The 23,171-nt window shown below is 63.7% G+C and carries 22 protein-coding genes and 1 tRNA gene; 11 read left to right on the forward strand and 12 right to left on the reverse strand.

Annotation, left to right across the window (positions count from 1 at the left end):
* Positions 1–223 precede the first annotated feature (223 nt).
* From K3758_RS11940 to rpiA, 5 genes are all read right to left on the reverse strand, one after another.
* Positions 224–418, reverse strand: a complete 195-nt coding sequence (locus K3758_RS11940) for a DUF2065 domain-containing protein (protein ID WP_120351421.1) — start codon at positions 416–418, stop codon at positions 224–226.
* Positions 415–1,530, reverse strand: coding sequence for a protease modulator HflC (locus tag K3758_RS11945; protein WP_259945182.1), 1,116 nt, complete (start codon positions 1,528–1,530; stop codon positions 415–417). Before K3758_RS11945 ends, K3758_RS11940 begins: the two co-directional genes overlap by 4 nt.
* The gene (gene hflK, locus K3758_RS11950) at positions 1,530–2,762 is read right to left on the reverse strand and encodes an FtsH protease activity modulator HflK (protein WP_206054295.1); all 1,233 of its coding nucleotides are present in this window, start codon (positions 2,760–2,762) and stop codon (positions 1,530–1,532) included. The genes K3758_RS11945 and hflK overlap by 1 nt, the downstream gene beginning before the upstream one ends.
* Positions 2,763–2,830: 68 nt before the next feature.
* The gene (gene gorA / locus K3758_RS11955) at positions 2,831–4,210 is read right to left on the reverse strand and encodes a glutathione-disulfide reductase (protein WP_259945191.1); all 1,380 of its coding nucleotides are present in this window, start codon (positions 4,208–4,210) and stop codon (positions 2,831–2,833) included.
* 89 nt (positions 4,211–4,299) lie between these two features.
* Positions 4,300–5,088, reverse strand: coding sequence for a ribose-5-phosphate isomerase RpiA (rpiA, locus tag K3758_RS11960; protein ID WP_259945194.1), 789 nt, complete (start codon positions 5,086–5,088; stop codon positions 4,300–4,302).
* A 253-nt stretch (positions 5,089–5,341) separates the two neighbouring features.
* Here rpiA and K3758_RS11965 point away from each other — a divergent pair, with 253 nt between their 5' ends.
* Positions 5,342–6,715, forward strand: coding sequence for an L-serine ammonia-lyase (locus K3758_RS11965; protein ID WP_259945196.1), 1,374 nt, complete (start codon positions 5,342–5,344; stop codon positions 6,713–6,715).
* 94 nt (positions 6,716–6,809) lie between these two features.
* Complete coding sequence (locus tag K3758_RS11970) at positions 6,810–7,721, forward strand: pirin family protein (RefSeq protein WP_259945200.1); 912 nt, start codon at positions 6,810–6,812, stop codon at positions 7,719–7,721.
* Between the two features lie 19 nt (positions 7,722–7,740).
* Here K3758_RS11970 and K3758_RS11975 read toward each other — a convergent pair whose 3' ends face one another.
* A complete protein-coding gene (locus K3758_RS11975; RefSeq protein ID WP_259945202.1) occupies positions 7,741–8,325 on the reverse strand; it encodes a TetR/AcrR family transcriptional regulator in 585 nt (194 codons plus the stop codon).
* Positions 8,326–8,400: 75 nt separating this feature from the next.
* Here K3758_RS11975 and K3758_RS11980 point away from each other — a divergent pair, with 75 nt between their 5' ends.
* The 5 genes from K3758_RS11980 (at position 8,401) to K3758_RS12000 (ending at position 13,409) form a co-directional block, all read left to right on the forward strand.
* The gene (locus K3758_RS11980; protein WP_259945204.1) at positions 8,401–8,769 is read left to right on the forward strand and encodes a hypothetical protein; all 369 of its coding nucleotides are present in this window, start codon (positions 8,401–8,403) and stop codon (positions 8,767–8,769) included.
* A gap of 116 nt (positions 8,770–8,885) precedes the next feature.
* Complete coding sequence (locus K3758_RS11985; protein ID WP_259945207.1) at positions 8,886–10,172, forward strand: homoserine dehydrogenase; 1,287 nt, start codon at positions 8,886–8,888, stop codon at positions 10,170–10,172.
* A 290-nt stretch (positions 10,173–10,462) separates the two neighbouring features.
* Positions 10,463–11,425, forward strand: coding sequence for a class II fructose-bisphosphatase (gene glpX / locus K3758_RS11990; RefSeq protein ID WP_067624535.1), 963 nt, complete (start codon positions 10,463–10,465; stop codon positions 11,423–11,425).
* A 52-nt stretch (positions 11,426–11,477) separates the two neighbouring features.
* Positions 11,478–13,217 carry a single-stranded-DNA-specific exonuclease RecJ gene (gene recJ / locus K3758_RS11995; RefSeq protein ID WP_259945211.1) on the forward strand — a complete coding sequence of 580 codons (1,740 nt, stop codon included), beginning with the start codon at positions 11,478–11,480 and terminating at the stop codon, positions 13,215–13,217.
* A gap of 117 nt (positions 13,218–13,334) precedes the next feature.
* Positions 13,335–13,409: transfer RNA gene (locus K3758_RS12000), tRNA-Glu, on the forward strand.
* A 521-nt stretch (positions 13,410–13,930) separates the two neighbouring features.
* Here the strand turns inward: K3758_RS12000 and gspD are convergent.
* The 5 genes from gspD to gspG are packed head-to-tail and all read right to left on the reverse strand — an operon-like array spanning position 13,931 to position 18,108.
* On the reverse strand, positions 13,931–15,880 hold the full coding sequence (gspD, locus tag K3758_RS12005; protein ID WP_259945213.1) for a type II secretion system secretin GspD: 1,950 nt from the start codon (positions 15,878–15,880) through the stop codon (positions 13,931–13,933).
* The gene (locus K3758_RS12010) at positions 15,877–16,752 is read right to left on the reverse strand and encodes a type II secretion system protein N (protein ID WP_259945216.1); all 876 of its coding nucleotides are present in this window, start codon (positions 16,750–16,752) and stop codon (positions 15,877–15,879) included. Before K3758_RS12010 ends, gspD begins: the two co-directional genes overlap by 4 nt.
* Positions 16,749–17,111, reverse strand: a complete 363-nt coding sequence (gene gspI, locus K3758_RS12015; RefSeq protein ID WP_259945218.1) for a type II secretion system minor pseudopilin GspI — start codon at positions 17,109–17,111, stop codon at positions 16,749–16,751. Before gspI ends, K3758_RS12010 begins: the two co-directional genes overlap by 4 nt.
* Positions 17,108–17,614: a prepilin-type N-terminal cleavage/methylation domain-containing protein gene (locus tag K3758_RS12020; protein WP_259945220.1), complete on the reverse strand. Its 507-nt coding sequence runs from the start codon at positions 17,612–17,614 to the stop codon at positions 17,108–17,110. The genes gspI and K3758_RS12020 overlap by 4 nt, the downstream gene beginning before the upstream one ends.
* Positions 17,611–18,108, reverse strand: coding sequence for a type II secretion system major pseudopilin GspG (gene gspG, locus K3758_RS12025; protein ID WP_259945222.1), 498 nt, complete (start codon positions 18,106–18,108; stop codon positions 17,611–17,613). Before gspG ends, K3758_RS12020 begins: the two co-directional genes overlap by 4 nt.
* 76 nt (positions 18,109–18,184) lie before the next feature.
* Here gspG and gspL point away from each other — a divergent pair, with 76 nt between their 5' ends.
* Genes gspL through gspF form a run of 4 tightly spaced genes read left to right on the forward strand, consistent with a single transcriptional unit; the run spans position 18,185 to position 22,528 of the window.
* Positions 18,185–19,342, forward strand: coding sequence for a type II secretion system protein GspL (gene gspL / locus K3758_RS12030; RefSeq protein ID WP_259945225.1), 1,158 nt, complete (start codon positions 18,185–18,187; stop codon positions 19,340–19,342).
* Entirely contained in the window at positions 19,339–19,791 is a 453-nt protein-coding gene (locus K3758_RS12035; protein ID WP_259945227.1) for a type II secretion system protein M, read from the forward strand. The genes gspL and K3758_RS12035 overlap by 4 nt, the downstream gene beginning before the upstream one ends.
* On the forward strand, positions 19,791–21,317 hold the full coding sequence (locus K3758_RS12040; RefSeq protein ID WP_259945229.1) for a GspE/PulE family protein: 1,527 nt from the start codon (positions 19,791–19,793) through the stop codon (positions 21,315–21,317). Before K3758_RS12035 ends, K3758_RS12040 begins: the two co-directional genes overlap by 1 nt.
* On the forward strand, positions 21,317–22,528 hold the full coding sequence (gene gspF / locus K3758_RS12045; RefSeq protein WP_259945231.1) for a type II secretion system inner membrane protein GspF: 1,212 nt from the start codon (positions 21,317–21,319) through the stop codon (positions 22,526–22,528). The genes K3758_RS12040 and gspF overlap by 1 nt, the downstream gene beginning before the upstream one ends.
* Here the strand turns inward: gspF and K3758_RS12050 are convergent.
* On the reverse strand, positions 22,525–23,142 hold the full coding sequence (locus K3758_RS12050; RefSeq protein WP_259945233.1) for a type II secretion system protein N: 618 nt from the start codon (positions 23,140–23,142) through the stop codon (positions 22,525–22,527). The genes gspF and K3758_RS12050 overlap by 4 nt on opposite strands.
* Positions 23,143–23,171: the final 29 nt, after the last annotated feature.

Consider the following 23,171-nt stretch of genomic DNA (forward strand, 5'->3'; position numbering starts at 1 on the left):
TTGGACAGGGAAACCGCCTTGGCCTGCATTCATCGTCTCCTGATTGTTCCTGTTGTTGCCAACGTGGGCAGAGTGCATTCCCAAAGGACGCGCTGCAACAGCAAAGATGGGGCCGATCACGGGCATTTCAACGGGCACGCGACTGATGATTTACGGCTCGGGCCCCTGTGCCTTGGCAGAACGCGCGGCGAAACCGAACGTCCTTCCACCCCTGATCCGGCCTTTAGACGCCCAATTGAAACGCCAGCCAGACAAGTATCAATCCGGCGACCACCACCAGTGCGCCGAGTTGGCGCAGCGCCGCCTCAGGGATGCGGCGGAGCATTTCCAGCATCTGCTCCAAAAACGAAGGGGCCAGTGCGTACACCAGCCCCTCGAATATCAGAACCGACCCTAAAGCCAGTAGAACTAGGCTCATTCGTCGACCGCGGCTGGCTGGTCGGCCTCCGCGTCCGGCGCGACAGGTGCAGGCGTGCCAGGCTCAGGCGTGGTGGGGGCCGCAGGGGCGGCCTCCTCCTGCGTGTCGTCGGCAGCAGCGCTATCGTCCGCTGGCGCAGGTTCCGCCGCCGGCGCGTCGGTTTGTGGTGCCTCGGCTGGCGTCTGGACCTGTGCCTCTGCCGCTGTCTGCGGCGTTGCGTTCGCATCGACAGTGGTCGAAGGATTGCGGTCGGAGCGCAGGTAGTTGAAGAACTCGCTGTCCGGCGACATCACCATGGTCGAGTTTTCGCCCCGCAGGGCCTGCTCATAGGCGGTCAACGACCGGTAGAATTCAAAGAACTCCTGATCCTGACCGTAAGACTGCGCGAAGATGTTGTTTCGCTGAGCGTCCGCCTCACCTTCGATGATCCGTGCGTCCCGACGCGCCTCCGACAGGATCTCTTCATAGGTCCGGTCAGCAAGGGCGATCACACGCTGCGCCGCCTCGCGGCCACGGGCGCGTTCATCGGTGGCTTCACGCTCACGTTCGGCGATCATCCGTTGCAGGGTCGCGTCAAAGTTCTGCTCGGGCAGGTTGGTCTGACGCAGACGCACATCGACGACCTTGAGGCCAAGCGCCTGTGCACGGGCATCGGCGCGGACACGAATTTGCTCCATCAGGTCCGACCGCTCGGGCGACAGGATCGTATTGGAGGTCACGCCCTGCGAACCGAGCACGGCACGGATTTGGCTTTCCATGATGCCGCCCATTTCGCTTTCGGCCTGACGTTCACCGCCCGCACCCAAAGCTTGGCGGTACTGGACCATGTCGTCGATCCGGTAGAGCACGAAGGCATCGATTTCCAGACGACGGTCATCGGCGGGGGTGACTTCGATTACCGGAGTTTCCAGCGACAGAATGCGGTCTTCGTAGCGCACGACCTCATCCAAGAAGGGCACTTTGAAGCCGATGCCCGGCTCATTGCGAACCTGTTTGATCTGACCAAAACGCAGCACCAGCGCTTTTTCGCGCTCGTCCACAACGAAGACAGCCGAGAGAACACCCACGATGGCGATCACCAAGATGGGAATGATAAGACTTGTTTTCCGCATCAGTTCGACCCTCCGCCGCGCCGCAATTCATTGAGTGGCAGATAGGGAACGACGCCCTGCCCGCCTTGGCCGCTGCCGTTTTCGAGGATGATTTTATCCACGTCGCCCAGCACCTTTTCCATGGTCTCAAGGTACAGACGCTTGCGCGTCACGTCGGGCGCGTTGCGGTATTCTTCCAAGACGGCCTCAAAACGGCTGGCTTCACCCACAGCATCGTTCACCACACGGGCGCGATACCCTTCGGAAGCTTCCAAAAGCTGCGCGGATTCACCGCGGGCTTCGGCGGTGCGGCGGTTGGCATAGGCATCGGCCTGACGCTCTACCCGGTCACGCTCCTGCTCCGCCGCTTGCACGTCGCGGAAGGCATCGACGACCGACTGTGTGGTCGTGTTGCCATTGGCATCGGTGACCTGCACGGTCTGGCTGGGCGGGTCGACCTTGTTCACGTTGACACGCAGCACGTTGATGCCGGTTTTGCGGTTATCAAGCGTGGTTTGGATCAACTCTTTCACCCGGTCTGCAACGGCACCACGGTCCCGGTTGAGGATCGGTGCGAGTTCGGACTGGGCGATGACTTCGCGCATTGCGGATTCGGAAATCGCACGCACGGAGGCTTCGGGATCGCGCAGCGAGAATTTGAAATCGCGCGCGTTCTTGATGTTCCAGACCACCTGAAAGTCGATGTCGACGATGTTTTCATCGGTGGTCAGCATCAGGCCTTCGTTGCCGCCCGTGCCGCGCCGCACGCCAAGTTCTTCGGTGCGGTTGGTGGTGACGTCAAAAACCTCTGCCGTGACCAGCGGCCATGGAGCAAAGTTCAGACCCTCGGTGCCAATGCCGGAAAATTCGCCCAAGAACAGTTCAATCGACTGCTGTTCGGGCCGCACGGTATAAAAGCTGGCAAAACCCCAAAGCGCCACGCCGGCCAAAAGGGCAATACCAATGGTCGAACGGGTCACCCCCGGCCCGCCTGAGCCGCGGCCGCCGCCGCCGGTGCCATTGCCCCGGTCACCACCACGGCCGCCCATCAGGACGCGCAGCTGCTCTTGGCCCTTGCGCACCAGATCGTCGATCTCGGGCATCTGGGGGCGGTCACCGCCCTGCCCGCGTGGACCCTGTGGCCCGTCGTTGCGTCCCCCGTTGCCGCGGTCACCATTGGTGCCCCGGTCTCCGCCGTTGCCCCGGTTGCCGCCTCCGCCGCCCCCCCAGGGGCCTTGCGAATTTCCTGCCATTGATATGTTCCCCTCTCGGCCGCCCATGCGGCCTATCGTTCCAAAAATTGTACGCTTTCGCGCGATATTCAAGCCGTGCGGGTCGGATTACGCATCGTCACCAGCTCTTCGGACATGGTTGGGTGTACCGCGAAGGTGGCGTCAAACTGCTCTTTCGTGGCCCCCATCTTGAGCGCGATGCCGACCATCTGGATCAACTCGCCCGCATTTGGTGCGACGATATGACAGCCCAGCACGACCCGCGTCTCGGCGCAGACGATGAGCTTCATCAGCACCCGGTCGGCCTTGCCCGCGAAAGCGCCCTGCATCGGTTTGAAGGAGGTCGCATAGACCTCGATCGGCCCCGCCTCCCGCGCGGCCTCCTCGCTCAGCCCTACGGTGCCCATCTCGGGCTGGGTGAAGATCGCCGAAGGCACCAGATCATGATCCACCGGCGTCGGGTTGCCGCCAAAGACGGTCTCGACAAAGGCCATGCCCTCGCGGATCGCCACGGGCGTAAGGTTAATCCGGTTGGTCACGTCGCCGATGGCATAGACAGAGGGCACGGCGGTCTGGCTGTACTCATCCACTTCGATCGCACCGCTGCGGCCCAGTTTCACCCCCAGTTCTTCCAGCCCCATGTCGTCGCTGTTGGGGCGGCGGCCAGTGGCAAAGAGCACTTGGTCGAACATCTTTTCGGTGCCGTTGGTTGGCTTGACCTTCATTGGGCCGCTGCCGTCTTCGTGGCTGGGCGACATTTCCAGAATGTTGGTGCCAAGATGCAGGTCGATCCCCTTTTCCTGCATCATCTCGGCCACCATGCCGCGGGCTTCGTCGTCAAAGCCGCGCAGAATCTGCGCACCGCGGTAGTATTGCGTCACCTCGACACCCAAGCCGTTGAGGATACAGGCGAATTCACAGGCGATATAGCCGCCGCCGATGATCAGGATCGACTTCGGCAGCTTCTCAAGGTGGAACAGATCGTCAGAAACCAGCCCCAGTTCGGCATTCTCGATCTCGGGGCGCACGGGGCGACCACCACTGGCGATGAGGATGTGTTTCGCGGTCTTCTCGGTGCCGTCGGAAAGCGCGACGGTATGGGGGTCTTTGATCCGCGCGCGGGCGTCGAATGTGTCAACGCCGGAGTTCTTCAGAAGCTTGCGATAGACGCCTTCGAGGCGGTCCAACTCGGTGTTCAGACGGCCTTTGAAGTCATGCCAATCGAAGGGCCCAGCTTTCAGATCCCAGCCAAAGCATTTCGCCTCATCCACCACATCGGCGTAGCCCGAGGCAAAGACCATCAGCTTTTTGGGCACACAGCCCCGGATCACACAGGTGCCGCCATAGCGGTCTTCTTCGGCCAGTCCGACCTTGGCGTCATGCTCGCCCGCCGCGACGCGCGCCGCGCGCACACCGCCCGAGCCGCCACCGATGACAAACAGGTCGTAGTCGAATTCATTCTTGGCCATTTGGCGCCTCTCTTAGTCGTTTTTGGTATTGCGCGGGATCGCGCATATTTTGGTCTTGCGCGGGATCGCGCGTGGATCGCTCTTGGGCGTTAATCGCTGAGGTCGGAAAACAGGTTGTCGGTCTCGACGAATTCCAGCCGGTCGGTCGCCACAGTGCCTTCATTTATGTCTCGCACCTCGACCCTGCCATCCCCGTAGCCGATCACAACCGCGTCACAGATATCTATGAACAGGCCGTTTTCCACCACGCCGGGCATCTGGTTCAACACCAGCGCTAGTTGCCGCGCATTGCCGATGCGCCCCAGCCGCAGGTCTAGAATATAGTTCCCCTCGTCGGTGATGAAAGGCACCTCGCCGTTCATCCGCAGGGTCGAGCTTTGGCCCAGCACATCCATAGAGATCAGCGTCTCTTCGACCAGCGCCTGCGTGGTCTGCCAGCCAAAGGGAATCACCTCGATCGGCAGGGGGAATGCCCCCAGATGATGCACCTCTTTGCCGATATCGGCGATCACCACCATCTGGTCGCTGGCGGTCGCCACGATCTTTTCTTGCAGCAACGCGCCGCCGCCGCCTTTGATGAGGTTCAGCTCTGCGTCGAACTCATCCGCGCCGTCAATCGTCAGGTCGAGCCATTTCGCCTCATCGAGCGAGATCACCTCGATCCCCACCTCCCGCGCCAGTTGCGCCGTGCGCGAGGAGGTCGGCACGCCTTTGATCCGCAGCCCATCGTCGCGCACCAACTCGCCCAGACAGCGCACAAGCCACGCCGCCGTAGATCCGGTGCCAAGGCCCACGCGCATCCCATCTTCCACGAACTCACAGGCCCGTTTCGCGGCCACGAATTTGGCCTTGTCGATCGGTGATAGGTCTCCGGACATCGGGTGCTCCCTCTCAGGCGTTTGCCGCGTTATAGGGCGAATTGGCATAGGGTGCGAGAGGCAAGTCGGCGGTTTTTGGACGCACGGCAATGCGACAGGACGGCCAGAGCGCGCGCCCTGTCGCTTTCAGCGCGCCAAGCGGCGGCAGGAAATGGTTGGATCGGCCCACACCGCTTGCAATGCGCCAAAGGTCTGGGCGATACCCGTTCCACCGCGCCCCGACACCCGCAACCATAAAAGGGTCCGCCACCTGATGTTTCTTTCCGTCTTCGACATGTTCAAAGTGGGCATCGGCCCTTCGTCTTCGCATACCATGGGGCCGATGGTGGCGGCGGGGCGTTTCCTTGACCTGATGCGCGCCTCGCCTTTCCAATTTGCCGGGCTGCGCGCCTCGTTGCACGGCAGTCTGGCCTTTACCGGGGTGGGCCATGCCACCGATCGCGCCACGATCCTCGGCCTCGCCGGGTTCACGCCCGAGGACTATGACGCCGAAGCCGCCGAGAAGGTGTTGGAAGAGATCAAACAGACCCGGCGTATCAGCGTCGACGGCCTGCCCGAACTGCGCTTCGATCCTGAGCGCGACATGATCTTCGACTACGACACCAAGCTTGCGGGCCATGCCAACGGCATGATGCTGATGGCCACCGATGCCCAAGGCGACGTCACCTTGCGCGAGACCTATTATTCCATCGGCGGCGGCTTCGTGATGACCGAAAAGGAACTGGCCGCGGGCAAGGACACGGATGAGGGCGCGCCGGTGCCCTTCCCTTTCAAGTCCGCCGCAGAGATGCTTGAAATGTCAGCGAAATCCGGCAAGAGCATCGCAGGTATGAAACGCGCCAACGAAGAGGCGCGTGGCGGGGCCGAGAACCTGCGCGAAGGCAGCAAACGGCTCTGGCAGGTGATGCGCGATTGTATCGACCGCGGGCTGACGACCGATGGCACCCTGCCCGGCGGGTTGCAGGTGAAACGCCGCGCCAAGGGCATCTACGATGCGTTGATGGCGGAGCGCGGACAGAACCAATCCGCCCCGCATACGATCAACGATTGGATGAGCGTCTATGCCATGGCGGTGAACGAGGAAAACGCCGCAGGCGGGCAGGTCGTGACCGCGCCGACCAACGGGGCCGCAGGCGTGATGCCCGCCACCCTGCGCTATTACCTCGACCATGTCCCCGGCGCGTCTGAGGCGCATATCGAAGACTTCCTGCTCACCGCCGCCGCGATTGGCGGGCTGGTCAAATACAACGCCTCAATCTCAGGCGCCGAGGCAGGCTGTCAGGCCGAAGTCGGCAGTGCCGCCGCCATGTCCGCCGCCGGGCTTTGCGCCGTGATGGGCGGCACCCCGCAGCAGATTGAAAACGCCGCCGAAATCGCGCTGGAGCATCACCTCGGCATGACCTGCGACCCGGTCAAAGGGCTGGTGCAGGTGCCTTGTATTGAACGTAACGGGCTGGGCGCGATCAAGGCGGTTTCGGCGGCCTCATTGGCGCTGCGCGGCGACGGCACGCATCTGGTGCCGCTGGACGCCTGTATCGAGACCATGCGCCAAACCGGCGCGGATATGAGCGAGAAGTACAAGGAAACCTCGCTCGGCGGGCTGGCAGTGAATGTGCCAAATTGTTGAAGCTGCGCAAATTTGCACAGCCTCCGTTCGCCGGGGCCAATTGTTGAGGACACCGCCACCGCCTATCTTCTAAGCAACCGCAAAGGAGAGCATCATGTCCCTCAGACCCACATTGGAAACCCGCCGCGCCACGCCCACGATGGAAGGCGCAGGCGTCAAATTGCACCGCGCCTTCGGCTTCCACGACCCGTCAGAGCTGGACCCCTTTCTGCTGTTCGACGACTTCCGCAACGACCGGCCTGAAGACTTTGAAAAGGGCTTCCCTTGGCACCCGCACCGCGGGATCGAGACGATCACCTATGTGCTCGAAGGCACCGTGGAACACGCGGATTCGCTAGGCAACACCGGCGATTTGAACGCGGGCGATGTGCAATGGATGACGGCCGGATCGGGCATCCTGCACCAAGAAATGCCGCGCGGGAATGCCGCCGGGCAGATGCATGGTTTCCAGCTTTGGGGGAACCTGCCATCGGCGCAAAAGATGACCGCGCCGCGCTATCAGGATATGAAATCCAGCGATATCCCGGTGGTGACCGACGACGACGGCACGCGGGTAAAAGTCATCACCGGCGAGTTCTGGGGCAAACGCGGCCCCGTCGATGGCATCGCGGCTGACCCGCAGTATCTGGATGTTTTCGTGCCCGCAGGCGTCAAGAAAACCTTCAAGATCGACACCTACCGCCGGGCCTTTGCCTATGTCTTTCAAGGCGCGGGCGCTTTCGCCGATGCCTCTGCCCCCTCGGGCGTGTTGCTTGAGAAAGAGGTCGGCGGCGAAGAGGTCAACATCCGCGACATGTCGGGTGACCGGACGCTGATCCGCTTTGGCACCGGGGATGAGGTGACGGTTCAGGCTGGCGAGGAAGGCGTGCGCTTCCTCCTGATCTCAGGCGCGCCGATCGAAGAGCCGGTGGCGTGGCATGGGCCGATCGTGATGAACACCCGCGCCGAATTGCAGCAGGCAATGCGCGATCTCAACAACGGGACTTTCATCCGCCCCGCGCATTGAACCGAAGGGCCGTGGCCGCTTAGGCGGTCACGGCCTTGCGCACCATATCCCAATATTGCGCGACGACCTCATCCAGCGACAGCCGCCCGCCCGCGCGGTACCATGTGTTCACACCCGTCAGCATCGCGATGATCGCCAGCGTCACGATCTTGGTATCGGCAACGGCGAAATCGCCGTTGGCGACCCCAGAACGAAGGATCGCTTCCAACCGGTCCTCATAGTCGCGGCGCAGGCGCTCGATCACGGCGAAATTCTCCTCCGTCAGATTGCGCAATTCCATATAGGCGATGAAAACCTCATCAGGCCGATCCGCGTGAAAGCGGATGTGGAAGGCGACGAAGTCCTGCAACTGCTGCAGTGCGGAGCGGCTCGCATCGCTGGGCGTTTCGGCCAACAGGTCAGTCATATGCGCCTGCATCAGGTCAAACAGCAGGCTTTGTTTATCGGGCGTGTAATTATAAAGCGCCCCGGCTTGAACGCCAACCTCAGCAGCAATCGCGCGCATTGACACGGCGGCATAGCCGCCCCGTGCAAAAAGCCGCAGCGCAGCCGCGCGCACACGCGGGCCGGTGATATCTGAATGGGAGCCTGTGGTTCTTGCCATGGCGGCAATTTAATGAACAAGCGTTCAAAAGCAAACCCCGCTTGCGCGAAGATTGCCACTGGGGCAGAACGAGGCATGACCCTCATGCGTACGCCCCGCCCCCTTTCGATCACCGCCCTGTTTTTGGGTGTCTCGCTGATTGCGGGCTGCACGCAGTTTCCCGAACTCGACCGCACGATTACCCCAGAGCTTGAGGCAGCGCCCTACCCCGATTTGGTGCCGATTGACCCGCTTTTGGCCAAGGCCACCGCCGGGCGCATCGACCCCGTTCGGACCGAAGCCGAACTTTCGGGGCGAGCCGCACAGCTTGAAGCCCGCGCCGGACGGATCGGGACGACAAGCACCAATGCCACGACCGCGACACGGGTGGCGCGTCTGCGGGCAAAGGCCGCTGAGTTGCGGCGCGCACGTCAGGCCGCCGAAACCAGTGCAGAAGCTGAATAAACAGGCATGTCTGAGATGCGTATGCGCGTTGCACGCAGACGCCGAACCCGCTACATCGCGGCTATGCCCGGCCCCATTTGCCGGGCCTTTCGGATCAGACCAGAAGGACCACCGCCATGTCTAAGCCGCTTCGCCTCGGGATTGCCGGATTGGGAACCGTGGGCGTGGGTGTGCTGCGCATTCTGCGCCAGCAGGCCGCCCTGTTAGAGGCCCGCACAGGCTGCGCGATGACGGTTTCTGCAGTCTCTGCCCGCACCCGCAACAAGGATCGCGGGCTGTCGCTCTCTTCCTACGATTGGGAAGATGACCCCGTCAAACTGGCGACCCGCGATGACGTGGATGTTTTCGTCGAACTGATGGGCGGCGCGGACGGCCCCGCCAAGGCCGCGACCGAAGCCGCACTGGCGGCGGGCAAACATGTGGTCACCGCGAACAAGGCGATGCTGGCGATGCACGGCCAAGCGCTGGCCGAACAGGCCGAAGGCGCAGGCGTGGCCCTGCGCTATGAGGCCGCCGTGGCGGGCGGCATCCCGGTCATCAAGACGCTGATGGAAGGGCTTGCTGGCAATGAGATCACCCGCATCATGGGGGTGATGAACGGCTCGTGCAATTACATCCTCACCCGGATGGAAGACTCGGGCAAAACCTATCAAGAGATTTTCGCCGAGGCTGATGGGCTGGGCTATCTCGAAGCCGATCCGCAATTGGATGTGGGCGGCATCGATGCAGCGCATAAGCTGGCGATCCTGTCCTCCATCGCATTCGGCACCAAGATCGACTTCGACGGCATCCAGCTAGAGGGGATCGAGCGGGTTGCCATCGAAGACATCCGCGCCGCCGCCGACATGGGCTACAAGATCAAACTGCTGGGCGTCACCCAGAAAACCGGACGCGGACTGGAGCAGCGGATGATGCCCTGCCTCGTGCCGCAGACCTCGCCCCTGGGACAACTCGACGGCGGCACCAATATGGTGGTGATCGAAGGCGACGCCGTGGGGCAGATCGTGCTGCGCGGTGCCGGCGCGGGCGAAGGTCCAACGGCCAGCGCGGTGATGGCCGATGTCTGCGATATTGCGCGCGGGTTGCGCGGGCCGGTCTTTGGCCAGCCTGCCGAGACACTAGAGCAAACCACCCCCGCCAGCAGCCAGCGCCCTGCCCCCTATTATCTGCGCATGGCGCTGGTCGACAAACCGGGCGCACTGGCGAAAATCGCCACCGTGCTGGGCGAAGCGGGCGTGAGCATCTACCGGATGCGCCAGTATGAACATTCCGACACTTCTGCCCCGGTTCTGATCGTGACGCATAAGACCAGCCGCGATGCGCTGGTTGAGGCGCTGGCGAATATGGATAAAACGGGCGTGCTGGCGGGTGAGCCGGTCGCGTTGCGGATCGAAGAGGTCTGAAGGTTTGCGTTGAGGGCCATCGCCTGCCCGCGGGTCGGCGATCTGACAGCGAATATTGCCACTTTATGGTGCAGCCATGATGTACCTTCGCAACGTAGCACCCAGCCTCACTAAATCGCCCACCCGGTCGCGTCCAAGGTGCGCCCTTATAATACGGCGCGCCTTTGGCGTGACGGCCCGGCGCCTGCGGCTGTTTCCGGGCCAAGTGCTACCTGCGCCCAACCCAAAACTTGCCCCGAGGCCCGCGCGAGGGTACAGGACAGAAAACACATTGCACCCAAGGACACCTCATGACCGCTTCTGCCGAATTCCAAGACCGCATGCTCTCACTGGGCCTCGCCCGTGTTTCCGAAGCCGCCGCATTGGCCTCGGCCAAGCTGATCGGCAAGGGTGACGAGAAAGCCGCCGACCAAGCTGCCGTGAACGCCATGCGCGAACAGCTCAACATGCTCGACATCGCGGGCGTCGTGGTCATCGGCGAAGGCGAGCGTGACGAAGCCCCCATGCTTTATATCGGCGAAGAGGTCGGCACCGGCAATGGCCCCGGCGTGGACATCGCGCTTGACCCGCTTGAAGGCACCACGCTGACCGCCAAGGACATGCCCAACGCGCTCACCGTGATCGCCATGGGGCCGCGCGGCTCCATGTTGCACGCGCCTGACACCTATATGGACAAACTCGCCATCGGTCCGGGCTTTGAGACCGATGTCGTCACCCTCGACATGACCCCCGGTGAGCGCGTCGAAGCGCTGGCCCGCGCCAAAGGCTGTGCGGCGTCCGACATCACCGTTTGCATCCTCGAGCGTCCCCGCCATGCGGATATGATCGCCGAGGTTCGCGCCACCGGCGCCGCCATCCGCCTGATCACCGACGGCGATGTGGCAGGTGTGATGCACTGCGCTGACCCCGAGACCGGCATCGACATGTATATGGGCCAAGGTGGCGCGCCCGAAGGCGTGCTGGCCGCTGCCGCACTGAAATGCATGGGCGGGCAGATGTATGGCCGCCTGTTGTTCCGCAACGACGACGAAAAGGGCCGCGCCGCCAAGGCCGGGATCACCGAATTTGACCGCATCTATTCGCGCGACGAGATGGTCACCCAAGACGTGATCTTTGCCGCCACGGGCGTCACCGGCGGCAACATCCTACCGGGCGTGAAACGCGAGCCGGGCTGGCTGACCACCGAGACGCTGATCATGCGCTCGCGCACCGGGTCGGTCCGACGCATCAACTACCGCACCCCGGCAGAGTGAGGGCCAGATCGGCCCTTACCACCCCCTTCCATAACGGCCAAATGAGGTCCGCATGAGCTTTCTCGGTGTCGAAACATCTTTGAGCGGGCGGCGCTGGATCGGCCCTGACGTGGAACTGACCCGCGCGGCGGAACTGCTGGTGCAGCGCGCGGGCCTGCCCGACCCGGTGTGCCAAGTGCTGGCCCGGCGCGGCGTGGTCGACACCGAGGCGGCGGGTTTTCTGGCCCCCGCCCTGCGCGACCTGCTGCCCGACCCACGCAGCTTGCGCGATATGGAGGCAGCGGCGACGCGGTTTCTCTCGGCCCTCCAAAAGCGTGAACGCATCGCGATTTTCGCTGACTATGACGTGGATGGCGGCTCTTCCGCTGCGCTGTTGCTCGTCTGGCTGCGCGACATGGGCCACCGCGCGACGCTTTATATCCCTGACCGTATCGACGAAGGCTATGGCCCCAATGACGAGGCCATGTCGGCACTGGCCGCCGACCATGACCTGATCATCTGCGTCGACTGCGGCACGCTGTCTCATGGGCCGATCGCGGCAGCCAAGGGCGCGGATGTCATCGTGCTCGATCACCACTTGGGCGGAGAGACGCTGCCGGATGCGCTGGCCGTAGTGAACCCCAACAGACAGGACGAAGACGGCACGCTGGCCCATCTCTGCGCCGCTGCGGTGGTGTTCCTGATGCTCGTCGAAGCAGGCCGCCAGCTGCGTGAAGCGGGCCAGAAGGGGCCGGACCTCATGGGGATGCTAGACCTCGTGGGGCTGGCCACCGTGGCCGATGTGGCCCCGCTGATCGGCGTCAACCGCGCCTTTGTGCGGCAGGGTCTGAAAGTCATGGCCCGCCGCGCGCGCCCCGGTCTGGCCGCCCTTGCCGATGTGGCGCGGATGGACACGGCCCCCACGGCCTATCACCTCGGTTTTCTGCTTGGCCCCCGCATCAACGCGGGCGGGCGCATCGGGCAGGCCGACCTTGGCGCGCGGCTTTTGGCCACCGCCGACCCGCATGAGGCCGCAGCCTTGGCCGAGCGGCTGGACCAGCTCAACACCGACCGCCGCGAGGTCGAGGCCGCCGTGCGCGCCAGCGCCATGGCACAGGCCGAAGAGCGCGGCTTTGACGGGCCGCTGGCATGGGCCGCTGGCCCCGGCTGGCACCCCGGCGTGGTGGGCATCGTCGCCTCGCGCCTGAAAGAAGCCGCCAACCGCCCCTCCATCGTCATCGGCGTCGAAGACGGCATCGGCAAAGGCTCAGGCCGCTCGATCAGTGGCATCGACCTTGGCGCGCCGATCCAGCGCCTTGCTGCCGAAGGGCTGCTGATCAAGGGCGGCGGCCACAAGATGGCAGCGGGTCTGACGGTGGCCGAAGACAAGATCGACGCGGCAATGGAACGGCTTGGCGAATTGCTCACCAAACAGGGCGCGCATCTGGCTGGCCCCGCTGATCTAAACCTCTGCGGCATGATGATGCCCGGCGCGGCCACCGTGGAGCTGGCCGAGATGGTTGACCAAGCCGGCCCCTTCGGCGCCGGTGCCCCTGCCCCGCGCTATGCCTTCGCCGACATGCAAATCCGCTTTGCCAAACGGGTGGGCGAGAACCACCTCAAAGTCAGCTTTGGCGACGGTCTGGGCGCGAACCTCGAGGCGATTTCTTTCGGTGCCTACGACGGCCCCCTCGGCCCCGCGCTTGAAAACCACGGCGGCGCGCGTTTCCACCTCGCCGGGCGTCTCGACATCAATAATTTCCGCGGTCGGCGGACCGTTCAACTGCGTCTGGAGGACGCCGCGCGGGCCTGAAAACTTTTTCTAGAAAAAGTTCATTTTTCTGCTTGCAGCCCCCCGCAGTATTACTTAAACGTCCGCTCACAGACAGAGCAGCAACACACGAAACGCTGCACTGACCTGACAAAGAGTGGCCCGTTCGTCTATCGGTTAGGACGCCAGGTTTTCAACCTGGAAAGAGGGGTTCGATTCCCCTACGGGCTGCCACTTTTATCAACGAATTAATGCTTCAACGACCGCTCCGGGCACTGGTGTCCCATGAGGTTCTGGTTGCGGGTCACTCTGCGATAAACGGGCCTTCTCAAGCCAGTCGAAGCCTGACTCGGCAATCCCCTCACGACCAAGCTCCTGAACATATTGAGCAGACGCCTTATAGTCGGAGTGGATCAAGCGGGCACTAATCTCGCACAGGTTGGCACCAGATCGAGCCAAGTCTTGGGGGGCGCTTTGCGAACGCCATGCTGCAACAGAGAGCGCAGTTCGATTTGCGCTTCCCGGCTTTCCCCAATAACTTTCACAGCACATGTCAAACCGCCCTGTACGCCCCATAGATGGGCTACAGAGCTTACTGACGGCAATAGTAGCATCATGCTAACCCCCCACGCCAGTTCTTCGGGGAGAGGCGGCTATGCAGCAGTGATCCGCTCTAAGCACCAATCCTACGGATCAATCAACGCAACGTCATCGTTCCATAATCCGACCGTGGACGTGACCCGTGTGACCCTACCTCAATACAGCCCCTGAATTTCCAGTGGCAGCTGCTTCACCTGCTGCTGTTTCAGCACGGTCTTTGGCTGGGGCGTCGAGTCTGCTGATCGCAGCTTGTTGTAGCGGTTGGCCGAGGCGGCCGAGATATCTTCGCGGCTGCGCAGGATGGTGGGGCGCAGGAAGACGAAAAGCGTGCGTTGGGTGTTGCGGCCGTTGCGGGTCTTGAACAGTTCGCCGACCACCGGCAGATCGCCTAAGCCCGGCACCTTGCTGCTGCCGTTGATCCGGTCGTCGGTGATCAGCCCGCCCAGCACCACGGTGCCGCGATTGTCGGCCATGACGGTGGTGTTGATAACCCGCCGGTTGGTCACGAGGTCAGCCGCGCCTTCAACGTTGGCATTGGTGAGGCTCGAAATCTCCTGTTCGATCACCAGTTGCACCACCCCGCCCGCGGTGATCCGCGGCACCACGTTCATGGTGATGCCAACGTCACGCCGCTCGATCGTGGTGAAAGGCGTGGCGGTATTGCCATCGGTGGCAAAGCTGCCGGTGCGGAACGGCACGTTCTGGCCAACGACGATGGTCGCAGGCTCGTTGTCGAGCGTGGTGACCGAAGGCGTGGACAAGAGCCGCGCGCTGGTCGATTGCGACAACGCCTGCACGAGGATGCCAAAATCGTTGCCCCCTGCGCCCAGTGTCAGCCCAGTCGAGAGCGCGGACCCCGCAGGCACGCCGACAGCCGACAGAACGGAGCCAAGCGAGACCCCGCCGCCATTGGAAAAATTGGTCGCGGCGATGGCACCGGTGGGAATGTTCGGCCCCAGACCAAGCTGCGCGCCAAGCCGTTCGGCAACCTCGCCCGAGACCTCGACGATGGCCGCTTCGATCATCACCTGCGGGCGGCGCACGTCGAGCGCATGAACCAGTTGGCCGATCTCTTGAACCTGCGCGGCGGTGCCACGCACGATGATGGAATTGGTTGCGACTGAGGCCGTGATATTGACGGCATCTGGGGCCACAACGCGGCTCAGGGGGACAAAGGCGCCCTCCGCGCCCTCCTCGGCCTCAGCCGCAGCACCGACATCGGCGGCCACGACATTGGTGATGTCGGTGGCTTCGCCCACGGTGCCCTTGATGATGTCGGCAATCACCTGAGCATCGCCGTACTGCAGGTTGAAGACCGTGGTGGCCACGGCCTCGCGCGGATCACGGCGTGGGGCCACGTCCATCGCGATGGCAAGGTTGCGGATCTCGGTGATGTCTTCGGGCGTGCCCCGCACGAGCAAAAGGTTCGATCCGGGATCGACAGAGAGCCGTGCGCCGGTGCCTGCCGGGCCCAGCACCTCAAGAATGGCATTGCCCACGGTCGCCGCATCAGCACTGCGAAAGCGCAGCACTTCGGAGCGCACCAGCGCGTCACCGTCAAAGCTGCGGGCGATTGCCATGATCCGGTCCACATTGGCGCGGGTATCGGTGATGACCACGCCGTTGGGGTCTTCGACCGCTTCGATATAGCCCGATTCTGCCACCAGCGGGCGCAGCACTCGGACGGCCTCTGCCGAGGGCAAGCGATTGAGACGCAGCATCTCGGTCACGAAGTCCTGACTGCCTGCGTCGTCGGCCTCGCCCAGATTCGGGCCGCTCGCGGTGCGGGCCTCGGCCTCAGGCACCACCTGCCAGATTGATCCAGCCTGAACGGCGACGAAGCCGCGCACTCGCAGAATAGACTGGAACAGCGACCAGACGCCTTCGGCATCCAGCGCCTCGGCAGAGACGACAGTCACCTCACCCACAAGGCCCGGGTCCAGCACCAAGGTCCGGCCGGTAATCTCAGAGATTTGCTCGACCAAGAGCGAGATATCCGCATCGCGCAGATTGATGACAAAGGTCTCTTGTGCCCGCGACGGGGCAGGCAAGAGGGTCAGCAGCCCCAGCATCAGGGCGGCAAGGAGAGTGAGCGGACGGGTCACTGCAGCGGGAATGACATCACGATCGTGCGGCCATCCCTTTCCACTTCGATGCGGGCAAGGCCGGATTCGGCGATCACGTCATAAAGCGCGCGATCCTTATCCACGTTGCCGACACTCTGCCCGTTCACACTTGTCACGATGTCTCCTGCCCTCAAACCAGCGCGGTTTACACCCACGTCGTGCTTTTCTGCGATGGTATAGCCTTTTTCCCCCGGCACCAAACCAATCGTGTCGAGCACCTGAGCCGGATTGGCGATGATGCGCTTACGCCACATGTCGATATAGTCCTGCGTGGTGACAGGCTCTGCCCGGGACGCGGCATCGACCTGTTCGCTGATCGACCCGCCCTTCCCCGAAGTGATCAGCGCCATCAGCCGCTCTGCGCCGGTCGGCACGGCCTCGGCGTCCGGAGTGGCCTCGGCACCTGCAAAATAGAGCACAATTTCAGCGCCATCCTTGCTGAGGGTCACGCGGTCCTGCGCGATGGCGGTGAGCGTGGTGCCCGGTGCCACCTCCTCGTCAATGCGGTAGTTGCCCTCCGATTGGTCCGAGCGCAGCAGGGCCAGCGAACGGCTGGGATCATCGCGCACGATCACGCCCAGAAGGACCAGATTGAGCGGCGCCTCGACGGCTTCGACCTCGGCCACCGCCACCTCGGCGGCGCCAAAAGGCGCCAGCGCCAAGGCGGGGCCGAGATCGGTGGGGGCGGTTTGCGCTTCGACAGGCGCGCGCAGCACGGCGACGGGCGGCATCACCCGGTCATGGCCCATCACCCGCCATGTCACATCCGCCCCGGCCACCGCCACGCTGCCCAAGGCGCCAAGGATCACGGCAAGCCGCAGCCATCTGCCAAGGGGTGCTATCGGGATCATGACGGCGCTCCAATATCGAGATACCCATCCAACACGTAAAGCGGCTGGTCGCTGCCCGCGATCGCGCTGCGCAGGGTCACGGCCTCGACCGCCGGGTCTTCGGTGGGACGGCGGGTCACTGTGATGTCAAAGTCGACGCCATAGATTTCCAATGCTGAGGTCGCCGCTGGCAGCCCGGCGCGCAGTTCCGACAGGCGGTATTCTGCGGCCCAGCGGGCGGCGACGCGGTCCGACAGATCGGTGATGCGGCGGGTATGACCCTCGCTGGCCGAGAGCAAAGACACCGCCCCAAGCGCCAGCACCGCCATTGCCACCAAAGCTTCGATCAGGGTAAAGCCTGCATCCGCCTGCCGCCTCATTGCGCCCCCTCCAACCGGGCGGCGTTGAGACCGTCAAAACGGATCACTTCCGAAGCGCCTGCGCCCGACAACAGTTCCAGCGTCAATGGCCCGGACACACCGGGGTCCATGTCGCGCGACAGCACCAAGCTGCCCGCCGCATCGGCGATCCGGGTGCCGCCGTCAAATAGATGCGGCGCGGCGAGGATCGGCAGATCATGCGCCTGCCATCTGTCGCCATCATATAAATCAAAACGATAGCCTTCGGCCGCCCAGACAAACCCCAGGGGCACCCCGGTCAAGATCACCTCATCCGCCGCTCGGTTCAGCCGCGCCACCAGCAAGTCCGCCTCCTGCCCTGCCACATCGCCGCGCGGACCGGAGCCAAAACTCAGCCCCACCACTCCGGCCAGAATGCCGATCAGAGCGAGAACGACAAGCACCTCCACCAGTGTCACGCCAGCATCGGGCAGCCGGTGTCGGCCCGACGATGTGGATGTGGATGTGGCGGAGATTTGGGTCACCTGTTGGCCTGCAACTGCCCATGTGCGATGTCTGCATTGGCGCCCTCGCCCCCCGGTGCGCCATCCGCGCCCAACGACATCAGGTCAAAGCCGCCAGTCTGCCCCGGCGAGGCATAGAGGTAATCATTGCCCCAAGGGTCAATCGGCACGGCGGTCAGATAGCCCCCCGCCACCCAGTTGCGCGGCTCGGGCGGGGAGGTCGGGCGCACAGCCAGCGCCTCCAACCCCTGTGTGGTCGTGGGATAGGTGCGGTTATCTAGGCGGTAAAGTTCCAGCGCCGAACTGACCGCGCGAATGTCCGATTGCGCCACCGTGGCCCGCGCCTCATCGGGGCGGCCAATGACGTTGGGCACGATGATCGCGGCCACCAGCGCGATGATCACCAGCACCACCATCATCTCGATCAGGGTCACCCCGGCCTCGGGGTTACGCGCGCCTTTGCGCGCTGGATGAGTGCGCGGGCACGCTTGACGCAAGTTTTTCCGATGGCCCATGAAACTGTTCCCCTATCTGTCGCGTGGCTTTGGCTATACTATGGTAAAAACAGGATGATTGAAAAGGCAATTTTACGTGAGTAATCAAGGTATTACGTCAGAATTGGACGCCTCTGAGCGCCCCATAGGCCTGCGCGATGAAAATACTTTGAAACCTTTGCTGTCTCCTGCCACCGCCGGGCTACTGGCCCGCGCCGATGCCTATTGCCCTAAAGAAAATGGCCTATCCGCAAGGCTTGTGGCCGCCGAACAGGTCGGCAGCTTTCTGGTCGATGTGCCCCGCGCCACTGCCCGCCAACGGCGCGCTTTGCTGACCTTTGCCGTCGAAGACCGTATCGCCGCCCCGATCCAGTCGGTGCAGGTGATCCAAGGCCCGCTTGAGAACGCCGATCCGGGTCAATTGCTGGCCTTTGTCCTGTCGCAAGAGATCATGGCTGAGATCGCCGCCGCCGATGCGTCCTATCTGCCGGAGTTTCTGATGATTCCGCGCCCCGATGCCGGGGACGGCCCGGCGTGGTCTGTCTGGCGCGAGGGCGACCGGGCGGTGGTACGTTGCTCGGACGGCACCGGATTTGCCCTGCGGACCGAGATGCTACCGCTATTCTGGAGCCGCTCGGGACACCCCAAGCTCTACGCGCTCGCCGAACCGCTGGGTGACGCTTTGCCAGCCGAAGACCTCTCTGCCGCACCGCCGCCACCGGACCCGCGCGACCTTGCTTTCAGCTTTGCACGCCAGCGCACGACAGGGGCCGAAGGGGTTGCGGCATGGCGATGGGCCGCGGTGGCTGCCGGTGCCGCGCTGTTGATCCATCTTGGCCTGACGGCCTTTGACACCGCCGCCCTCAAACGCATCGCGCAGCAGGAACGCCTCGCAGCCGAAGCCGCCATTGCAAACATACTGCCCGGCGTCCCGCTGACCGGGGATGTCGGGCCGATCCTCGCACGGCTCACCCCGGCCCCCAGTGACGAGGGGCGCGGCCCCTTCTTGCCGCTGCTGAACGAGGTCGCGGGCACATTGGCCTCAGACCCTGCCAGCGTGGGGTTCCGCCGCCTGTCTTGGGGGCGGCGCGACAATACACTGGTGGTGCTGATGCAAAGCCCCGGGCTGGAAGACCTGCAACGCATTGAGCAGGAACTTGAAACCGCAGGCTTTGCCGTGCGCAGCGGGGCGGCCACCGCTGGAAATGGCGGCGCGGAAGTTGAGATGCGCATCACCAAAGGGGCGGGCGGATGACAGGTTTTGATCGGCTCAGCAGGCGCGAAAAACTGCTCATCGCCCTAGTGATCCCGCTGGCCCTTTTGGTGGCGCTTTACCGTTTTGCATGGATGCCGCTGCAAGCGGGTGAAGCGCAGGCGCGGGCCGATATCGCGGCGTACCGCCTTGTGCAGGACACCGCAGCACTGGCCGCCCAGACCAAGATCGCGCCGACTGCGCCGATCAATGACACCCCGCTTGCCACCCGGATCACCAGTTCAGCCAGCGCGGCGCAGCTGACCCTGCGCCGGATTGAGCCCGAAAACGACGGCATCCGCGTAACCTTGGACGACACGCCCTTTGCCACCCTGCTGCTTTGGCTTGCCGATCTCGAAGAACAGCATGACGTGACCCTTGAGGCGCTCGAAATCGACCGCCGCCCGGCGCCCGGTGTGATTTCGGCCCGTCTGCTGCTGGGAGCCCTGTGATGCCTGAACCAAGCCTCCTGACCCGCCTCGCCTACGGCTTTGCCCAAAGCCATGGCGTCATCGTGACCCCCGGCGCCGAGGGTCCGCTGTGCCAGTATCGCAGCGATGCGCCGCTGGAGGCGCTGATCGAAGCGCAGCGGGTCTGCGGCACGACATTGACCTTCGAAGAAGTCGGCACCACGGAATTCGAGGCCGCGCTTGGCACGCTGTATCGCGATTCCGCGTCCGAGGCCGCGCAGGTGGCCGCCGATGCCGATGACGATCTGGTCACGCTTGCAGATACCGCAGCCTCGATTGACGACCTTCTGGCGCAGAACGACGATGCCCCAGTGGTGCGGCTGATCAACGCGCTGCTGCTCGAAGCAGTCAAGGAAGGCGCGTCGGATGTGCATATCGAGACCGAAGAGCGCCGTCTGCTGGTGCGTTTCCGCGTCGACGGCATTCTGCGCGAAGTGATCAGCCCCAAACGCGCACTGGCGCCCTTGCTGGTGAGCCGGATCAAGGTCATGGGCAAGCTCGACATCGCCGAAAAGCGCCTGCCGCAGGACGGACGGGTGTCGCTGCGGGTTGGCGGCTATGACCTCGACGTGCGGATCTCGACCATTCCGTCGCAGTTCGGCGAACGGGTGGTGCTGCGTCTCTTGGACCGTGGCCAGACGCTGCGCGGCATCGACCATCTGGGCCTGTCGCCGCGCGATAACACTGTGCTGAAACGTATCCTTGCCCTGCCTGATGGCATGGTGCTGGTGACCGGCCCCACCGGTTCGGGCAAGACCACAACGCTCTATGCCGGGCTCGACATGCTCAACGACCGGCAGCGTAATATCATGACGGTCGAGGACCCGATTGAATACACGATGGATGGCGTGGGCCAGATGCAGGTCAATGCCAAGACCGACCTCAGCTTTGCTCGCGGGCTGCGCGCGATCCTGCGGCAAGACCCCGATGTCATCATGGTGGGCGAAATCCGCGACCGCGAAACCGCCCAGATTGCGGTGGAATCGGCGATGACCGGGCATTTGGTGATTTCGACCCTACACACTAATACGGCCATCGGCGCGGTCTCGCGGTTGGTGGAGATGGGGGTAGAGCGGTTCCTGCTGGCACCAATGCTGCGCGGGCTGATCGCCCAGCGTCTGGTGCGGCGCAATTGTCCGGATTGTTTAGCGGATCACACCGTCACCCAGACCGAAAGCGATCTTCTGGCGGGCAAGGTCAAACCCGGAGAAATCGTTCAGAAAGGCATGGGCTGCGACAATTGCCAAAACAGCGGGCATCGCGGGCGCCTGCCACTGTACGAGATCATCGAGGTCGATGGCGATCTTGAGCGGATGATGCACGAAGGCCAATCCGAAGCCAGCCTGATCGCCGCGGCGCGGGCGCGGGGTCCGGGCATTCTGGAAGACGGCATCGCCAAGATGCGCGCAGGCATGACCACGGCGCAAGAGGTCGCTCGCGCAATCCATGAGGGCGCGGTTCTCCCCCCGCCAGCGCCCGATGCCACGCCCGCACCGGAGGCTGACTGATGCCCGCCTTTGCCTATGAAGCCCTGACCCCTGCGGGCAAATCGACCAAGGGCATCATCGAGGCCGCCAGCGCCGCCGCCGCCCGCAGCAATCTGCGCCAGCGCAACCTCGCGCCGCTCTCTGTCGAGCCGACAAAACAGAGCAAGACCGCCAAGCAATCGGGTTTTGGCAAGCCTCGCATCCCGCGCCGGGCGCTGACGCTGCTGACACGGCAATTGGCCACGCTTGTCGGGTCGGGCATTGGGGTCGAACAGGCGCTGAAAACCGTGGCGGATCAAAGCGGAAAACCGGCGGTGACCTCGCTGCTGCTCAACCTGCGCGCCTCGGTCCTAGAGGGTCGCAGCTTTGCTCAGGCGCTTGGCGATTACCCGAATGTCTTTGGCGATTTCTACCGCGCCTCGGTGGCGGCGGGAGAGACCTCGGGCCAATTGGGTCAGGTGATGGAGCATCTTTCGGGCTTTGTGGAAACCCGTGCCAAGAACCGCCAGACGGTGCAACTGGCGCTGCTGTATCCGGCGATCCTTGCCGTGGTGTCGCTGGCGGTGATCGTGGCGCTGCTGACATTCGTTGTGCCCGACATCGTGCGCGTCTTTACCTCACGCGGGGCGGAACTGCCGTTTCTGACCCGGGCGCTGATCTCGGTGAGCGACTTTATCAACGCTTGGGGGCTCGTGGTCCTTGGGGGGTTGGCCGCCACGGGACTGGCGGCAGTAAGCCTGCTGCGGCAGCCCGCGGTCCGGCTGCGCTGGCACCGTTTCCTGTCGCGCTCGGTGCTGACGCGGGGGTTCTCGCTCAAGACCAATGCGGTGCAGTTCGCGGGCACCCTCGCGACCCTGACGGTCAGCCGCGTGCCTTTGGTCGATGCGTTGGCTGCGGCGGCGCAGACGGTGCCGAACCTGCATATCCGCGCGAAGGTCACTCAGGCCACGGCGCGGGTGCGCGAAGGGGTGGCCCTGTCGCAGGCGCTAGAGGAGGCCAAGGTGTTTCCGCCGATGCTGATCGCCATGGTGGCCAGCGGTGAAGCAGGCGGCGTGCTGGGCGCGACCCTGACCCGCGCCGCCGATGATCAAGAACGCGACCTGAATGCGCTGGTTGCAGCACTGGTGGCGCTGGTCGAGCCGGCCGTGCTGCTGATTATGGGCGGGATCGTGATGCTTTTGGTGCTGTCGATCCTGTTGCCGATCGTCAACCTGAACAATCTGGTGACTTAGAAAGGGTATTCGATGATGATCGGGCCGCCGGTCGGCATGCCGGGCACCAAGACTGCCCCTTCGGGTTCGACCCGCGCAATCACGCGGCGGTCGCCGGTCACGGTGAGTTCCGCCAGCACGCTGTCGCGGTCGCGCAGCAGGCCGCGGGCATCATTGCCCTGCGTGGTCAGATCAAGCGTCATCTGCGGTACCGATGCGGCGCGGCCCAGCAAATCCTCGCAGTTGCCTGCCTCGACCGAAACCATCCCCGCCGCCGCGGCACGGCCCTCGCGCCAGCTCAGGCTCTGCAGATCGACCACCGCGCGTGAGGTGCAGTTTTTCAGCGCCAGCCCGGGGATAAGTGCCATAAGCCCCGGCCCGGCGCGGCCCACGACCGTTCGGGCTTCAAGCGCCCAAGGCGTGGCACGGGCGACCCCGGTCAGCTGGGTGTCGCGGCCCTGCAGCGTCCAATCGACCACGACGCGCGCCAGCAGCAAGGGCTGGCCCCGAACCTCCCAATCCAGCGAATATCCACCGCTAAGCACCGCGCGGCCTTTCCACAGGCTGCCATACAGGTCAGTAATCTGTGCAGGGACAACCGCCACACGGTGCAGCGCGGTGGCCGGGAGGGTCACGATCAATGCAGCCAGGTAAAAAAGGAGCG

It is taken from the genome of Sulfitobacter sp. W002, from assembly GCF_025142135.1.
Lineage (GTDB): Bacteria > Pseudomonadota > Alphaproteobacteria > Rhodobacterales > Rhodobacteraceae > Sulfitobacter > Sulfitobacter profundi.

What these genes read in the sequence shown, in the direction of transcription:
- K3758_RS11980 (WP_259945204.1), top strand. Translation starts at nt 8,401, where the DNA reads ATGACCCTCATGCGTACGCCCCGCCCCCTTTCGATCACCGCCCTGTTT.
- K3758_RS12040 (WP_259945229.1), top strand. Translation starts at nt 19,791, where the DNA reads ATGCCTGAACCAAGCCTCCTGACCCGCCTCGCCTACGGCTTTGCCCAA.
- gspG (WP_259945222.1), bottom strand. Translation starts at nt 18,108, where the DNA reads ATGGGCCATCGGAAAAACTTGCGTCAAGCGTGCCCGCGCACTCATCCA.
- gorA (WP_259945191.1), bottom strand. Translation starts at nt 4,210, where the DNA reads ATGGCCAAGAATGAATTCGACTACGACCTGTTTGTCATCGGTGGCGGC.
- K3758_RS11970 (WP_259945200.1), top strand. Translation starts at nt 6,810, where the DNA reads ATGTCCCTCAGACCCACATTGGAAACCCGCCGCGCCACGCCCACGATG.
- K3758_RS12010 (WP_259945216.1), bottom strand. Translation starts at nt 16,752, where the DNA reads ATGATCCCGATAGCACCCCTTGGCAGATGGCTGCGGCTTGCCGTGATC.
- K3758_RS11985 (WP_259945207.1), top strand. Translation starts at nt 8,886, where the DNA reads ATGTCTAAGCCGCTTCGCCTCGGGATTGCCGGATTGGGAACCGTGGGC.
- recJ (WP_259945211.1), top strand. Translation starts at nt 11,478, where the DNA reads ATGAGCTTTCTCGGTGTCGAAACATCTTTGAGCGGGCGGCGCTGGATC.
- gspI (WP_259945218.1), bottom strand. Translation starts at nt 17,111, where the DNA reads ATGAGGCGGCAGGCGGATGCAGGCTTTACCCTGATCGAAGCTTTGGTG.
- hflK (WP_206054295.1), bottom strand. Translation starts at nt 2,762, where the DNA reads ATGGCAGGAAATTCGCAAGGCCCCTGGGGGGGCGGCGGAGGCGGCAAC.
- K3758_RS12035 (WP_259945227.1), top strand. Translation starts at nt 19,339, where the DNA reads ATGACAGGTTTTGATCGGCTCAGCAGGCGCGAAAAACTGCTCATCGCC.
- glpX (WP_067624535.1), top strand. Translation starts at nt 10,463, where the DNA reads ATGACCGCTTCTGCCGAATTCCAAGACCGCATGCTCTCACTGGGCCTC.
- K3758_RS11945 (WP_259945182.1), bottom strand. Translation starts at nt 1,530, where the DNA reads ATGCGGAAAACAAGTCTTATCATTCCCATCTTGGTGATCGCCATCGTG.
- rpiA (WP_259945194.1), bottom strand. Translation starts at nt 5,088, where the DNA reads ATGTCCGGAGACCTATCACCGATCGACAAGGCCAAATTCGTGGCCGCG.
- K3758_RS11975 (WP_259945202.1), bottom strand. Translation starts at nt 8,325, where the DNA reads ATGGCAAGAACCACAGGCTCCCATTCAGATATCACCGGCCCGCGTGTG.
- gspF (WP_259945231.1), top strand. Translation starts at nt 21,317, where the DNA reads ATGCCCGCCTTTGCCTATGAAGCCCTGACCCCTGCGGGCAAATCGACC.
- K3758_RS11940 (WP_120351421.1), bottom strand. Translation starts at nt 418, where the DNA reads ATGAGCCTAGTTCTACTGGCTTTAGGGTCGGTTCTGATATTCGAGGGG.
- K3758_RS11965 (WP_259945196.1), top strand. Translation starts at nt 5,342, where the DNA reads ATGTTTCTTTCCGTCTTCGACATGTTCAAAGTGGGCATCGGCCCTTCG.